Raw genomic sequence first — 14,112 nt, forward strand, 5'->3', positions numbered from 1 at the left:
TCACTCCAGAAAACAACATCGCATCTCAGACAAGGACGCTCTCGAGGTACGTCGCCAAAGGCCCTTCCGCGAGCGATGTCCGAAAATGTTACGTCGACCGAGGTTTTGTTCGTGATCATGTCAAATCCGCGCTGACTTCCGTGCGCATAGCCGACGTCCCTGTCGGTCGTGGAGGCATGCCCTCGTTTTCAGCAGCTTGGATGGACGCCATGTCACGTGCACCTAGACGCGCCGGATTTCGGTCCAGGACATCCCTGTCAGACTGGGGCGTCCGGGGACCCGAATAGAGATGTCGCAGGTGCGCCTCAGAGACCCCGTCGGCCTTCATTACGAGCTGTACCATCGGATCAGCCAGCATTTCCTCCAGGAAGAAGTCGGACAACGCCCGGCCCGTCAGCTTGTCCCTGGCGCGGGCATGGTCCAGGTCTGCAAGGGAAACGGTCAGAGTCCGCGCAAGCCCCGGATGCGATATCCGGGGATGAAGTTTCACCAGGACTGAGGCTTTCCAGGCTGCAGGATTCTGTTGATCCGGGGGTGAAACCAACTCCGTTTCGATCTCGTACTCTCCCGCCGGGAGCGTCTCGTCAAAGCCTGGAACGGTGAACGGTCGGGAAAAAACCGCAACGGTCTTGCTCGTCAGTTCTTCCATTGGCGTGATCCTCTCCCTTGTTGCTGCGGGTGGTCCGCGCCCCAGTTAAGAATGGGGCGCGTGGCCTGTGAACGTCTCAAGATGTCTTGGATTTCGCTAGCGCATCCTTGCCGGCGGCCTTCGACTCGTTCTCCTTGGCTGGGGTCTTCGCGGTCTCCGCGGGCTTCGGCTTCATTGCGGCCGCAGCCCTGGCGGTCAGGTCCTTGAAGGACATATCATCGATCCTTTGATTGGCCGGCGCCAACTCCTCGTCCATGTCGGACCGGGATGCCTGGCATCGGTACTACCTATATGGGGGCTGGCGACCCGATTTACGATGGCGCGCCGCCAAGAAGACAAAGATCACACCAGATCGTCAGTCCAAACCTTGAACTCCGTCAGCGTGTTCTGACCAAATGTCTGGGTCAGAGGGACGTCAGCGGCATCGCGGCCCCGCGCGATCAGAATTCTCGCAAACTTAGGCTTGTTGTTCCGCGGGTCGAACATGTGCCATTCACCAGCGAGAAAGACCTCCATCCACGCCGCAAAGTCCCCGGGCGGATGCGGCAGAGGTTCACCGATGTCGCTCAGATATCCGGTGCAGTAGCGTGCCGGAATATTCATGCAGCGGCACAAGGCGATGGCGAGGTGAGCAAAATCACGGCAGACGCCCTGTCGCTCGGCAATTGACTGCGATGCGGTGCGCGTCGCTTTCGCCTGCATGTAGTCGAAGCGGACATGCCCATGCACGAAATCGCAGATCGCCTGAACGCGTGACCATCCCGGGTCCGTGGTCTCGAAAAGACGCCACGCCTCCTCCGAAAGAAGATCGGTATCGCAATACCGGCTGCCCCGAAGAAACACGAGGGTCTCGAAAGGCAGATCCTGGACCGCGTGCTGCTGCGCGCCAGGGGACGCGGGATCGGGTCGGCCATAGTCGCGGAAGATGCCATCCGTTGACAGCGCGAAGTCGCCCGCCGGAGCCAGGAGGCGCGTACACCAGTTGCCGAAGCCGTCGCGGTAGCTTTCGAGCGGCACGCTTGGCGACGTCACGAGGTAATCGGCACGCTCCAGATCGCCAAAGCGCGAGTAGTGGACGTTCAGCATCGCAATCAGCGGCGTCGGCTGCGGGAAGCTGTATCGCAGACGACACCCGATGCTGACCCGCATGCCAGACACACGGCCGCGTCTGGTCATGTCATGATTATCTTGCAAGGATGAGCGTTCCGAGGCATCGGGCCGCTGCCATCCTGCGCAAGGACGGGGAAGGCGAAGGACGCGATCACGCCGGCTATGACTGCCGTCCTCGCGATCAGCCTCGCGAGGGGATGTCTCATCGCCGCTTGCTCCTTGGCGGACCAGAGTCCGCCGGTTGCCGCGCGAGTCTTCGATAGCCCAAGCGTAAGCGTTCCGGTCAGCCGTCGCGTGGGCGCGGGCGGCGGCGGGGAGCCCCTGGATTTCGATCTCGATGGCATGCCTTCGTTCTCGGCCACCTGGATTGCGAAGTCATGCGGAACTGTCGGATGAGAGCTACCGGTCATCGGGGCGACAACTTGTGCAGGGCCGCAGCGGCAAGAGCATGTTCCTTCTGGTGGTAGTCGCCGCGAAACTTGCCATCGACCTTAACCTCCCAGATGCCGCTTCTTTCGCGCACCTGAACTCCACCGCGCTGCAGTGGCCTGTTCATGGAAGAATCCTGTGCTCCTGTGTCTTTCGGCGACACGGGTTTCTTGTCGGTAAATTTCGGCTCCTTCGCGATGGGCGCGCGCTCCTCTCCGAGGAGCATCACGGCGCGAATGAACTCTTCCGCATAATCATCGGTTTCGCGGTAATCGTGTTCGTGCGGCACCATGCGCATCGGTTCCACGAACCGTTTTCGTAGATGGTCGACGAAACGCGGCTCGGTACGGGCCATGTAGGCGATCAGGGCCTGCAGGATCCGTTCATGGGCCAGCACGCGCCGTTCAAGATCGGTCGTCTCTGCGGCCGTCCTGGTAAGATGTTTCACTGATGTCATGGCTTATCATCCTTCACGCTGCACTATGGGACGCTGGATGTCGTGCGTACGAGTGTGGCCAGGCAGGCTACCGCCTCGTCGCGATCCAGCTCTTGCTATCCTCCTACCAGCCAAGCGCAAATCGTGCGCTGACGCAGGTTAGGGGCACGGAAATTAAGTGGGTGTGTCTTGCTCAGAAGCGGAAAGAAACCGACCTCGGTGGTCCAGGTGTCATTGACGTGCTTCCCGCTTGATACCCTCTATTCATGCTTGAAACCTTCCACCATGAACCTATCGGCCTGCTTCGACCTCCGTCTGTGTCACGATTGGCGTCGCGGGGTCTTGCGCTGGTCGGGTCCTGCCGATTGACGCCACGCCACCGTCGCTTGGAACGCTGCCTGGATCGCGGATTGGGTCTGCCTCGCCCTGCATGCCGCGCAGGAACTGGAACAGATCGCTGTCCGTCGTCAGGACAAGCGTCGTGTCGTCGGAAATCATGTCGCCGTAGGCCTGCATGGTTCGGGTGAAATCGTAGAATTCGACCGAAACGGCATCGACATTGTAGGCGCCCGCATAGATTGCTGCCGCTGCGGCATCGGCGGCACCGCGGATTTCCTCGACGGCGCGATAGGCTTCGGACTGGATCTTGTACAGATCCCGCACCCTGTTGCCTTGAATACGGGCCGCTTCACCGTTGCCTTCGGACAGGAATCTTTCGGCAATCTGTCGGCGCTCCGAGATCATGCGGTCATAGATCTTGGGTCGTACGCTCTCATTGTAGTTTATGCGCTTGAAACGAATGTCGAGAAGCTCAATCCCGAAGACGCGCACCTTCTCCGCCGCCGCCTCGAAGATCTGCTGCTCGACCAGCGCCCGCCCCTTCGTGATAGGAACCAGTGCGCCAATGTCCTGCGCAAGCTCCTGATCAGTCAGAAGCGTGTCCCGAAGCGGCGTCCGGCCCCTGGTCGTGCGCACAATCTCGATAAGTTCGTGCTTGGCAACAGCATTCCGCGTCTCGCTGCCGAGGATATCATCGAGGCGCGACTGGGCGCTGCGTTCGTCGCGCAGGCGCAAAAAGTACTGCAGAGGATCGGTGATCTTCCAGCGCGCAAAGAGATCGACCGAGATATAGAGCTTATCCTTGGTGGGCATGTCCGATGGCGAGCCGTCCCACTCCAGAACCCGGCTGTCGATCCGGTTAACCTCCTGAACGAAGGGGAGTTTTATCTTGAGACCAGCCTCGGTGATCGGCGCGCCGACCGGCTTGCCGAACTGGGTGATGATGGCCTGTTCGACCTCGCCGACCGTGTAGACGGCGGATGACGCAGCGACGACCCCGGCAACCGCGATTCCCGAGGCAATGAGCGAAAGGGTCTTCATCGTTGCTCTCCTGTCTGTCGATCCAGATTCAAAAGCGGGAGGATGCTTGCTGTGGACCCGTCGACAATGATCTTGGAACCAATTCCCGGCAGAACATCCTGAAGGGTTTCGATGTAGATCCGGCGCCGGGTCACCTCGGGGGCCTGGCGGTATTCCGTCAGAAGCGCCGTGAAGCGTGCCGCATCGCCCTCAGCTTCATTGATCCGCCTCAGGCGATAACCATCGGCTTCGCGGATGCGCTGGTCCTTTTCGCCTTCGGCCAAAGGTATGACGCGGTTGTATTCGCGGCGGGCCTCGTTGATGATCCGCTCTTTTTCTTGCTGCGCCTGATTGACCTCGTTGAACGAGGCCTGAACGGGTTGGGGCGGATTGATGTTCTTCAGCTGTACCTGATCGATGCTGATACCCATCGCGTATTTGGTCGCGAGCGCCTGCATCTTCAGCAGGGCTTCGCTTTCGATTTCCTGGCGCCCGACGGTGATCACCTCGTCGACTGTGCGGTCTCCCACAACTTCGCGCATGACGGACTCCGAGACGTAACGCAGGGTCGCGCTCGGCTCACGCACCTCGAACAGAAATTTCCGGGGTTCGGAAATCCGGTACTGCACCACCCACTCCACGAGCGCGGCGTTTAGATCGCCAGTCACCATCTCGGTCTCGCGGGGACCGTCCGTCGGGCTCTGATAGGGATCAGAGGTACCAGGAGTCGTGAACCCGAACTCTTGTTTCAACTGGCGCTTGACCGGGACCAACGTGGTCACGTCGATCCCGAACGGGATCTTGAAGTGCAGCCCCGGAGGGACCTCGGCCGCGTACTTCCCGAACCGTTGGACTATCGCAACAGAGTCGCTCGGCACCGTGTAATATGAAGACCACGTTCCAAACGCCGCAAGCGCAATGGCAGCCCCGATTACAAGACGCTTCACCGGTGGCAGACCGCCCGGCAGGATGCCATTCAGCTGATCCCGGCCCAGCCTGAGAATTGCGTCAACCTCAGGGGAAACGCGGGTCTGCTTGTTTTTCCAAGGACCGCGATCTTCCGGTCCATTGTTATCAGAAGGCATCGCAAGCTCCTATTTCGGTTTTGGCACTCGGTGCGATGCCTGGCTCGCGCGTTTGACGGTGCGAACCGTTTTGCGCCATCACATCGTCGGCTCTGAACAGCATGACCTCAGAGTTCCAGTTCCTTCAGGCAGGCTTGCGCAATGTCTCGGTCTGGGGCATCGGTTCCTGGCATCGTCGCCCAGCCGGCTGTCATGAGAGCGTCGCGCCTCTGGTAGGTTGAGGCTGCACGGATCGTTGCAAGCTTGTCCACCCGAGCCGGGTCTGACCGCGCCATGTCGAGGCAGACCGGTACCATTGAGGCGACGACATCATTACGGGACATCGCCACCGCCCGGTCATTCGAAGTGCCGCCGGTCACCCAGCCACCCCATGTAAATCCGACGACGCCGACAAAGACAGCACCGATCACGGCACCATAGATGCCGGGTTTGAGCCATTCGGGAGTATTCATTTCAAGTCCTCCTGCGGAGAAAGCGCCGCTTCGCTGTGGTTGTTCATCTCAGTCGGACCCTGATCCCGGCTCAGCGCCTCATTCAGGTCGCGCTCTGATATCCTGTGCAGTTCCATCCAACCCGCCCGATCCCCTCTGCCAGGAACGGTCATATGGGTTGCCGTCCTCTGATACGTTTCGAAACCTTGCCCGCGGAGAAGTTGTTCCTGAATCAGGACTTCGTAGTCCCCGGCCGGAAGTTCGTCCGGAAAATCGGCTAGGCTGAACGGGTGCAGGAAAGTCACCCTCAAACTGGATGAACGCACGCTCATCTCTGGCCTCCACGATTTTGGCAGATCCGTCGCTCGCCACTGTTGACGGCCCCTTGGATTCCGGACCTGACCAGTCGAACGATTTCTCCTCTTGTACTTCGGAAACGTTCGACTCGTGCTGACACATGTTAGTCCCGGGCGCCGCGCGGGTAGCGAACACCCTGGAGAGGTTTGCGGGCACTGACCTGTGTAAGGGCGCGGGGACCGACCTGCGCGTACACTTTGGAAAACAGGGATGATCTGCATTCCTGCAACCCTTGAAAGGATTGGCGATGGCCGACCCCAATGTTCTCAACCCGCACCCGCCCGAGTTCGATCGGTTTCTCCATGCCTCCGTCGGCGAGGACCGGAACGGCTATGCCGTGACTGTGCTCTCCACGCTCGCGCGGCTTGGCCTCGATCCATGGAAGGAAACCGCTGAATTGGTCATGCTGGGGCACGATGCCGCGCAGGCACGCTTGGGAACGCTGCTTGCCCGACTTCGGGACGTACCCGCGCTCGCCAGCGATCACGGCAGGATCGCACGAGACTTGAGCGAGCTGCTTCCCGAAGGCCGGGCGTCAGGTAGCCTGAAGCGAGCTGCCTCGACGGTGACCGGCGACCGCCCGGGGACAAGCGGAGCGATCTGGGCGGTGCTCGCGATTATCTTCCTTCTATTTCAGATGTTCATGGTTGGCGGGTCGGGATCAGGCGAATGACCGTATCAACCGCGACCGCGAGGAGACCGGCCCATGCGGCACACAAGTCCGGTACGCTTTCTCCACACGAACAGGGCATACTCTGGGACATGGAGGAACAGTTCTGGACCAGCGGCGCCGATAGTGCGCAGGCGACGACAGCGACCAACGCGGTGATGATTTTTCCCTATCCGCCCGGCATCCTCGAGGGTGACCAAATCTGGACCCACCTTCGGCAGAGAACCGGCTGGCGTTCCGTCGTCATGGCCGAACGGCGCGTGACGCGATGCGGCGATATCGCGATCCTCACTTATCGGGTCTCGGCTGAAAAATCCGACGTGCCGATCTACAAAGCGCTCTGCGCGTCAACGTACCTTAGCGATGACGACAAATGGCTAAGGATTTCCCATCAGCAAACGGCGGTGACTTGAAAGCCGACAAGGCAATCGACCCGCCACAGACGCCGGGACTAACCTGCGTCAGTGCGGCGAGGGCTGACATTGGCTAGGTAAGCCGTGCCCGCCGAATATTTGGCGGCACTGTAAATTACCAAGTTCCTGAAAAGCGTGTGGGCGTGTCGATCCCAAAAAGGTCGGCATGCCGGCACGCTTTTTTTCTCGGAAAGTCCATGAAAGGACAATTCCAATGACACCCGAACAGAACAAGACTGCCGAAAAGATGACGTCCGTGAAGGCCGCGTGGGACAAGGCGCCCGCTGGTCCGAAGAAGGACACGGCGCTGAAGCACTACCAGGCAGCCGAGAAAGCCAACACGGCGAAGAACGACGCCGACACCAACAAAGAACTCGATGCGGCGACCCACGCGCTCGCTTGATGTCCAGCGTCTGACCTGAACACCGGGGCCGCCCGCCGATCAATGGCCGGCGGCCCTTCTTATTTCAAGAGCGGCCCGGTCAGATCCAAATAGGCTGCATCAAACTCGGCAAGGTCCACCAGCCCGTCATAGTCGTGAAACGTCACGTTGCCGTCCCGAAAGGTCACCAGTCTACTCTCGCGAAGCTGGCGCAGGACTCGGTTCACATGGATGGCACTCAGCCCCAGCGCATCCGCGAGGTGGTACTGGGTCAGCGGGCAGTCATACCCATCCTTGGTTCCCATGCCGACAAGCGCCAGCCGCGACCCTAGTTCCAGCAGAAAATGCGCCATGCGGGCCTCCGCATCACGCCGACCGATCCCGACGAGATGTTCCACCACCATCGCCTCATCCCTTGACGCCGCCCAGAGTATGGCGGTCGCCAGGCGCGACGTCTGCGCGAACGCATCAAGAAGGTCGCTCTTCAGCACTTCGGCGGCCTCGATGTCCACGATGGGTTCGAAGCTGTGGTCCGACGTGCGCAAGAGAACGCTCCGCAGCCCGAGAAAATCTCCTGGCACCTGGAAATCCACGATCTGCCGGGTCCCGTCGGCCTGCAGCTTGTAAGAACAGACCCAACCCGCGGACAGGATATATGCGGCTTGATCGGATTGCCCCTGATGGACCATATCGCGCCCAGCGACGAAGGAGCGGCGGCGCTGGTGCAGGCGCTCAAGCACGGCCAGCTCGACCTCCGACAGAGCGACGAAGGCCGAGAGCTTGCGGGTCAGGGGGCTTTGTTCAGATGATGTCATTGAGGCTCCTCGCGTGTTGCGACCCAAGAGCGGAAATCGGCCTGGACACTGCTCTGGATCAGTCCAGCATAGAGCACTTTCTGCGACAAGTACGCGTGTATTTGAGCCTCACCTTCTCTCAGGTTCACGATACCAAGGAAGGAAACTCAAATGTCCACCGCAAGCGAACATGCAGGCCAGGCCGCCCTATCGATCTGCGAGGCGCTCCTGCTTGCCATGAACGATCGCGGGTTGCTGCCGGAACACGAGATCGTGGGGGTTCTTCGTGACGCCGCGGCGACCCATGTGAACGCCCTTGGCACCGAACTCGAAATGGAAAGGCACCGGGCCGTCGCCGAAATGATCAACACGATCATCGCTGGCGGGAACTCTGTTCGACGCCCGTGAACCGCTCGGGCGGCGGTGTCGATCCGAATTCTCGGAGTGGAGACCGAATAGGATACCGCGGACTTGCGCGCAACGCAGCTAAGCATTCGACCCGGCCCGTTTCGCCAACGAAATCTCAACAAGGAGCACTTCGATGTCATTCACTCCCCTCCACGACCGGGTGCTCGTTCGCCGCATTGAAGGCGACGAGACGACCAAGGGCGGCCTCATCATTCCCGATACTGCCAAGGAGAAGCCTCAAGAAGGCGAAGTTGTCTCCGTTGGTGCCGGGGGAAGGCGCGAGGACGGCGAGCGCATCCCGATGGACGTCAAAGCCGGCGACCGGATCCTGTTTGGAAAATGGTCCGGCTAAGAGATCAAACTCGACGGCGAAGACCTTCTGATCATGAAGGAGAGCGACATTCTCGGCGTGATCGCCTGAGTCCGAAACCTTTCACATCAACCTCAGTCTCAGGAATTCACATCACGTCCGCCAAGGAAGTTCGATTAAGTACCGACGCCCGCGACCGAATGCTGAAAGGCATCAACACGCTTGCAAATGCCGTCAAGATCACCCTCGGCCCGAAGGGCCGAAACGTCATTCTCGATAAATCCTGGGGTGCGCCGCGCATCACAAAGGACGGTGTGACCGTCGCCAAGGAGATCGAGCTGTCGGACCATTTCGAGAATATGGGCGCCCAGATGGTCAAGGAGGTCGCGCAGCGCACGAACGACGAGGCTGGCGACGGAACCACCACGGCAACCGTACTCGCCCATGCGATTGTCCGGGAAGGCATGAAGTCGGTTGCGGCCGGCATGAACCCGATGGATCTCAAGCGCGGGATCGACAAAGCCGTCGCTGCGGTCGTGGCCGAGATCAAGACCATGTCCAGACCGGTCGGCGACAGCGACGAGATTGCCAAGGTCGGCACCATTTCGGCCAATGGTGAAGTCGATATCGGTCGGCAGATCGCCGACGCGATGGCCAAGGTCGGCAAGGAAGGCGTGATAACCGTCGAGGAAAACAAGGGGTTGGAGACCGAGACCGAAGTGGTCGAAGGCATGCAGTTCGACCGCGGTTATCTGAGCCCCTATTTCGTCACGAATGCTCAGAAAATGGTCGTCGAGCTGGATGACTGCGTCGTCCTGCTTCACGAGAAGAAGCTGACCTCTCTCATATCCATGGTGCCGTTGCTGGAGGCCGTGATCCAAGCCGAGAAGCAACTGCTGATCGTGGCCGAGGATATCGAAGGCGAGGCGCTGGCGACGCTGGTCGTCAACAAGCTGCGCGGCGGATTGAAGGTGGCGGCCGTCAAGGCGCCGGGCTTTGGGGATCGCCGCAAGGCGATGATGGAAGACATCGCCGTGCTGACGGGCGGACAGGTGATTTCCGTTGAAATGGGCACTAAGCTGGAGAACGTCACCATGGACATGCTCGGGTCCGCCAGAAAAGTCACGATCACCAAGGATGACACGACGATTATCGACGGTGCCGGCGACAAAGGTGCTATCGCGGCGCGCGTGACGCAGATCCGGGCGCAGGTCGAGGACACCACCTCGGACTACGACAAGGAGAAGCTGCAGGAACGGCTCGCCAAGCTTGCCGGTGGCATTGCCGTGATCCGGGTCGGCGGGGCAACCGAGATCGAGGTGAAGGAGCGCAAGGACCGCGTCGACGACGCGCTGAACGCCACCCGCGCTGCGGTTCAGGAAGGTGTCGTGCCCGGCGGCGGCGTGGCCCTGGTTCACGCTGGCAAGGTGCTGGCGACGCTGGAGGGTGAGAACAATGATCAGGATGCCGGCATCAAGATCGTCCGCCGCGCGATCCAGGCACCGCTGCGCCAGATCGCCGAAAATGCCGGGGTCGACGGATCGGTTGTGGTTGGAAAGGTGATCGAGAACGACAGCCCAAACTTCGGTTTCGACGCTCAGGCCGAAAAATACGGCGACATGCTGAAGGCCGGTGTCATCGATCCGACGAAAGTCGTTCGGATCGCACTGGAAAACGCCGCGTCCATTGCCGGGCTATTGATCACGACCGAGGCGATGGTCGCGCAAAAACCCAAAGAGGGCGGCGCCGGCACCGAAATGTCCGACATGGGTGGAATGGGCGGAATGATGTGAATGGACGGCGCCTATACGCACGAGCCTCGGAACGAGAAATCACATTCTTGAAGGATATGAACGCCGATCTGTTCAGCACAATAATTCACAATCAGGAGAAACGGAAATGACCAAAGGTAACAAGCAACGCGGCAACCGTGAAGCGAAGAAGCCCAAGAAGCCGAAGGAAAAAGTCGTCGCAACAGCCGACTTCACGAAGGGAAAAGCCCTGACCAATCTAGGCGAGCACAAGAAGAAATAGGTAGAGGGCCAAGTGATTGGCTATCACTGAATACGGAGCCAGATGGCGGCGGGAGACGACGCGCATAACTCTTGGCAGAGCTTCCGCTGCGAAAGGCTGCACCTATGAGACGAGAAGCACCGGAGATTTCTTTCTTTCGCAGAGGCCCGGACGCTTGCCGCCTTAGCCGTCCGGGACGCGGCTGAGGCGCCGGCGACTGCGTCTCGTGGTCAGCGCACCTGCGTTGCGATGACAAAGACTCTGTCGACCCCAAAAGGTATGCTTCTCCCGTGATCGATACTCATCAAGGCCTGCCCCACGAGGCAGCAGACAGCATAACGAAACCCTTCGCACGCTTCCTGAAGATCGAAGCGGCAGCTGGTGGACTCCTGCTCCTGGCTGTACTGCTGGCTTTGGGGCTGGCCAACTCACCGTGGCAAGAAGGCTTTCTGAGCTTCTGGGAAACCCCCATCGGTCTCACATTCGGCTCGTTGGATTTCACCCGCTCTCTGCGGCACTGGATCAACGACGGTCTGATGACCCTTTTCTTCTTCGTGCTTTCTCTGGAACTCAAGCGCGAGTTGGTGCTGGGCGAATTGCGAAACCCTCGACAGGCCGCCCTGCCGTGCGCAGGCGCCTTGGGTGGCATGGTGGTGCCGGTCTCTCTGTATCTTGCGCTGGTGTCCGGCCAGCCCGGCATACATGGCTGGGGAACCGTGATGGCAACCGATACAGCCTTCGTGATCGGGTGCCTGGCGCTCTTCGGAAGCCGGATCCCGCCCACCTTGCGATTGTTCCTGCTGTCTCTGGCCATCTTTGACGACGTCGGTGCTATCCTTGTGGTCGCCTTCGGTTACGGTGAGGCGTTGAACTGGTCGGCTCTCGGATTGGGCTTTCTGGGGATTGGTATCGTCGCAGGCGCGTCGCGCCTCGGGATCAGAAGCGTACCGGTCTATTTCCTTCTGGGGGCGGCAGTCTGGTTATGCTTCGACGCTTCCGGCGTCCACGCGACTATTGCAGGCGTCATTCTGGGCCTGATGACGCCAACGCGCATATGGGTGAGCGATGCCCGCCTGCGTGAGATCCTTGGGCGCGTACTCGCCGTTCCGACCGGCGAACGTCGACAAGGAGATGCCGCAAGCCACCGCGACCTGCGTCAAGCCGGCAGAGCGGTCACTGAGTCGCTCTCACCAGTCGAACGGCTCGAGATGATGCTGCACCCCTGGGTCGGCTTTGCAATCATGCCGATCTTCGCACTGGCAAATGCCGGCATCACGATTCAGGGTGTCGATTTCGTACAACCGGTCTCGCTGGCGATCATTGTCGGCCTCGTGTTGGGAAAACCGATCGGCGTCCTCGGGTTCAGCTGGTTTGCCGTACGATCCGGCCTGGCGCAACTCGCGCCGGGCTTGTCGTGGCCCTTCATTCTGGCCGGCTCTTTTCTGACGGGGATCGGTTTCACGATGTCGTTGTTCATCGCAGGCCTCGCATTCGACAGTTCCGTCCTGAATGCGGCAAAGTTGGGTATTCTCGGCGGATCAGCGCTCTCGGCGATACTCGGCATCTCGCTTCTGATTTGGCTCACATTGCGAATGAGGTGACGAAAATACTTAGCCGATGCGCTGCGCGACCTCGTTCATGTACCCTTACTGTCCATCGTCGATGTCGAAGCCGATCAGTTCTGAGATGCTTTGCTGCCCAAAGTTGCTGCAACAGCCGACGACGCAGCGCAACGTGCAGCAACTGCCCGTAAGGAAGGGAACACGAATTGGAACGACACGGGAACCGGTATGGGCCTTGGCTGGCTCTGCGCCCTACTGATCCTCGTACTGGTGATCTTGGCCATAGAGGCACCGATCAAACTTCTTCGACAATAGGCGGAAGCCGGAAAGGGCGCCCCGCCGTCCAGACACCGATCCTATGCTATACTGCGCATGCAGTAGTGAGGCCTGTTTATTAGGCGACCCTTAGGGGTGCAACCTAGGAGGACGAGAAGATGAATTGGAACGACATGGGCTTCGGAATGGGTTTCGGAATGGGGTTTGGCTGGCTGTTCGGCCTGTTGATCCTTGTGCTGGTGGTTTTGGCCATAGCGGCGCTGATCAAATATCTTCGGAAATAGGAAAAAGGACTTCGCAATGACCTACACGATCAATCGCGTGATCTCCGGCGCAGGTATCGACGACATTGACTCTCGCGCGCGCAAGGCGCTGGCGGATCAGGGTTTCGGCGTTCTGACCGAAATCGACGTCAAGGCGACGATGAAGAAGAAGCTCGATGTCGAGATGCCGGCCTATCGCATCCTCGGCGCCTGCAACCCGAAGATGGCCTATCAGGCCATTGGGATCGAGCCGCGTGTGGGTGCGATGCTGCCCTGCAACGTCATCCTGCGCGAGGTGGGGGGCGGAGTGGAAGTCAGCGCCATCGATCCGGTGGCTTCGATGCAGGCGATCGAGAACGCCGAGCTGACGGCCGTCGCGGGCGATGTGCGAGACCTTCTGACCAAGGCCGTCGCGGCAATCTGAGATGAGCCTGCGCGCCTCCATTCTCACGGGCCTTGCGATTCTCGGGATCGGACTGCTCGGTGTCTGGCACTTCGCGCCTTCGGTGTTCAGCGAGGCACGCGACCTTCTGGAGCCAGAGCGCCTCGAGATGCTGGTGGCGCGCGCGGGTCTCTGGGGGCCGGTCCTGATCGTCACGCTCATGACCCTTGCGGTCGTGGCCAGCCCGATCCCGAGCGCGCCGATCGCACTGGCGGCCGGAGCGGCCTACGGACATCTCTGGGGAACCGTGCAGGTCGTCATCGGCGCGGAACTCGGGGCACTGATCGCCTTCGGTCTCGCACGGGTTCTGGGGCATGATGTCCTGCGGCGGATCTTTGGTGACCGCGTCGATGCCGGGCTGCTCGGCTCGCAGACCGCGTTGACCGCGACGGTTTTCGCCAGCCGCCTGATGCCGTTCGTGTCTTTCGACATGATCAGCTACGCTGCGGGCCTCAGCCGCCTGCACGCCTGGCGGTTCGCCCTCGCCACGCTGGCCGGCATCATTCCGGCAAGCTTCCTGCTCGCGCATTTCGGAGGCGAGGCGGTCAGCGGAGACCTTGGCCGAGCGACCTGGGCAGTGCTCGGCCTCGGGCTCGTGACAGGCCTTCCGCTGCTTTGGGCCGCCATGCGGAGAACGCCTGAAGCAGGCGCTCGCGATCAACATCGAGAAGGGACTTGAGCTTCCAACAGCTGGAGGCCGCAAGCTGAAACGAATTACAAAAG

At 60.3% G+C, this 14,112-nt stretch carries 19 protein-coding genes and 1 pseudogene; 11 read left to right on the forward strand and 9 right to left on the reverse strand.

All coding sequences use genetic code 11. The annotated features are described in order from the left end of the window. Positions 1-115 precede the first annotated feature (115 nt). The 8 genes from ACS3QZ_RS19800 to ACS3QZ_RS19835 form a co-directional block, all read right to left on the reverse strand. Positions 116-649, reverse strand: coding sequence for a hypothetical protein (locus ACS3QZ_RS19800; RefSeq protein WP_456039454.1), 534 nt, complete (start codon positions 647-649; stop codon positions 116-118). Positions 650-725: 76 nt separating this feature from the next. Next, positions 726-905 carry a hypothetical protein gene (locus tag ACS3QZ_RS19805; RefSeq protein ID WP_456039455.1) on the reverse strand — a complete coding sequence of 60 codons (180 nt, stop codon included), beginning with the start codon at positions 903-905 and terminating at the stop codon, positions 726-728. A gap of 86 nt (positions 906-991) precedes the next feature. Next, complete coding sequence (locus ACS3QZ_RS19810; protein WP_456039502.1) at positions 992-1,798, reverse strand: transglutaminase-like domain-containing protein; 807 nt, start codon at positions 1,796-1,798, stop codon at positions 992-994. Between the two features lie 367 nt (positions 1,799-2,165). Next, positions 2,166-2,645 (reverse strand): hypothetical protein, encoded by a 480-nt coding sequence (locus ACS3QZ_RS19815; RefSeq protein WP_456039456.1) that lies wholly within the window; start codon positions 2,643-2,645, stop codon positions 2,166-2,168. A gap of 270 nt (positions 2,646-2,915) precedes the next feature. Then, positions 2,916-4,004: a protease modulator HflC gene (gene hflC, locus ACS3QZ_RS19820; protein WP_456039457.1), complete on the reverse strand. Its 1,089-nt coding sequence runs from the start codon at positions 4,002-4,004 to the stop codon at positions 2,916-2,918. Continuing rightward, positions 4,001-5,068, reverse strand: a complete 1,068-nt coding sequence (gene hflK / locus ACS3QZ_RS19825) for an FtsH protease activity modulator HflK (RefSeq protein ID WP_456039458.1) — start codon at positions 5,066-5,068, stop codon at positions 4,001-4,003. Before hflK ends, hflC begins: the two co-directional genes overlap by 4 nt. Positions 5,069-5,175: 107 nt before the next feature. Then, a complete protein-coding gene (locus ACS3QZ_RS19830) occupies positions 5,176-5,520 on the reverse strand; it encodes a hypothetical protein (protein ID WP_073038017.1) in 345 nt (114 codons plus the stop codon). Then, positions 5,517-5,831 (reverse strand): hypothetical protein, encoded by a 315-nt coding sequence (locus tag ACS3QZ_RS19835; protein ID WP_456039459.1) that lies wholly within the window; start codon positions 5,829-5,831, stop codon positions 5,517-5,519. Before ACS3QZ_RS19835 ends, ACS3QZ_RS19830 begins: the two co-directional genes overlap by 4 nt. A gap of 272 nt (positions 5,832-6,103) precedes the next feature. Between ACS3QZ_RS19835 and ACS3QZ_RS19840 the strand changes: the two genes are divergently transcribed. The 3 genes from ACS3QZ_RS19840 (at position 6,104) to ACS3QZ_RS19850 (ending at position 7,342) form a co-directional block, all read left to right on the forward strand. After that, entirely contained in the window at positions 6,104-6,529 is a 426-nt protein-coding gene (locus tag ACS3QZ_RS19840) for a hypothetical protein (RefSeq protein WP_456039460.1), read from the forward strand. Beyond that, positions 6,526-6,939, forward strand: coding sequence for a hypothetical protein (locus ACS3QZ_RS19845; RefSeq protein ID WP_456039461.1), 414 nt, complete (start codon positions 6,526-6,528; stop codon positions 6,937-6,939). Before ACS3QZ_RS19840 ends, ACS3QZ_RS19845 begins: the two co-directional genes overlap by 4 nt. A 214-nt stretch (positions 6,940-7,153) precedes the next feature. Next, entirely contained in the window at positions 7,154-7,342 is a 189-nt protein-coding gene (locus ACS3QZ_RS19850; protein WP_456039462.1) for a hypothetical protein, read from the forward strand. Positions 7,343-7,401: 59 nt separating this feature from the next. Here ACS3QZ_RS19850 and ACS3QZ_RS19855 read toward each other — a convergent pair whose 3' ends face one another. Then, complete coding sequence (locus tag ACS3QZ_RS19855) at positions 7,402-8,136, reverse strand: Crp/Fnr family transcriptional regulator (protein ID WP_456039463.1); 735 nt, start codon at positions 8,134-8,136, stop codon at positions 7,402-7,404. 150 nt (positions 8,137-8,286) lie between these two features. On the opposite strand from ACS3QZ_RS19855, the gene ACS3QZ_RS19860 reads away from it, so the two are divergent. The 8 genes and pseudogenes from ACS3QZ_RS19860 to ACS3QZ_RS19895 all read left to right on the forward strand — a co-directional run bounded on the left by ACS3QZ_RS19860 (position 8,287) and on the right by ACS3QZ_RS19895 (position 14,068). After that, positions 8,287-8,523, forward strand: a complete 237-nt coding sequence (locus ACS3QZ_RS19860; protein WP_165099949.1) for a hypothetical protein — start codon at positions 8,287-8,289, stop codon at positions 8,521-8,523. Between the two features lie 133 nt (positions 8,524-8,656). Further along, positions 8,657-8,944, forward strand: a pseudogene (locus ACS3QZ_RS19865) (co-chaperone GroES). 41 nt (positions 8,945-8,985) lie between these two features. Further along, positions 8,986-10,626: a chaperonin GroEL gene (gene groL / locus ACS3QZ_RS19870; RefSeq protein ID WP_456039503.1), complete on the forward strand. Its 1,641-nt coding sequence runs from the start codon at positions 8,986-8,988 to the stop codon at positions 10,624-10,626. 106 nt (positions 10,627-10,732) lie between these two features. Beyond that, a complete protein-coding gene (locus ACS3QZ_RS19875) occupies positions 10,733-10,867 on the forward strand; it encodes a hypothetical protein (RefSeq protein ID WP_323718303.1) in 135 nt (44 codons plus the stop codon). A gap of 269 nt (positions 10,868-11,136) precedes the next feature. After that, positions 11,137-12,447 carry a Na+/H+ antiporter NhaA gene (gene nhaA / locus ACS3QZ_RS19880; protein WP_456039464.1) on the forward strand — a complete coding sequence of 437 codons (1,311 nt, stop codon included), beginning with the start codon at positions 11,137-11,139 and terminating at the stop codon, positions 12,445-12,447. A gap of 395 nt (positions 12,448-12,842) precedes the next feature. Continuing rightward, positions 12,843-12,968: a hypothetical protein gene (locus ACS3QZ_RS19885; protein WP_268888901.1), complete on the forward strand. Its 126-nt coding sequence runs from the start codon at positions 12,843-12,845 to the stop codon at positions 12,966-12,968. A gap of 16 nt (positions 12,969-12,984) precedes the next feature. Beyond that, on the forward strand, positions 12,985-13,371 hold the full coding sequence (locus ACS3QZ_RS19890) for a DUF302 domain-containing protein (RefSeq protein WP_108641801.1): 387 nt from the start codon (positions 12,985-12,987) through the stop codon (positions 13,369-13,371). Between the two features lies 1 nt (position 13,372). Continuing rightward, positions 13,373-14,068, forward strand: a complete 696-nt coding sequence (locus ACS3QZ_RS19895) for a TVP38/TMEM64 family protein (protein WP_108641800.1) — start codon at positions 13,373-13,375, stop codon at positions 14,066-14,068. Positions 14,069-14,112 lie beyond the last annotated feature (44 nt).

The organism is Shimia sp. W99 (assembly GCF_053851455.3).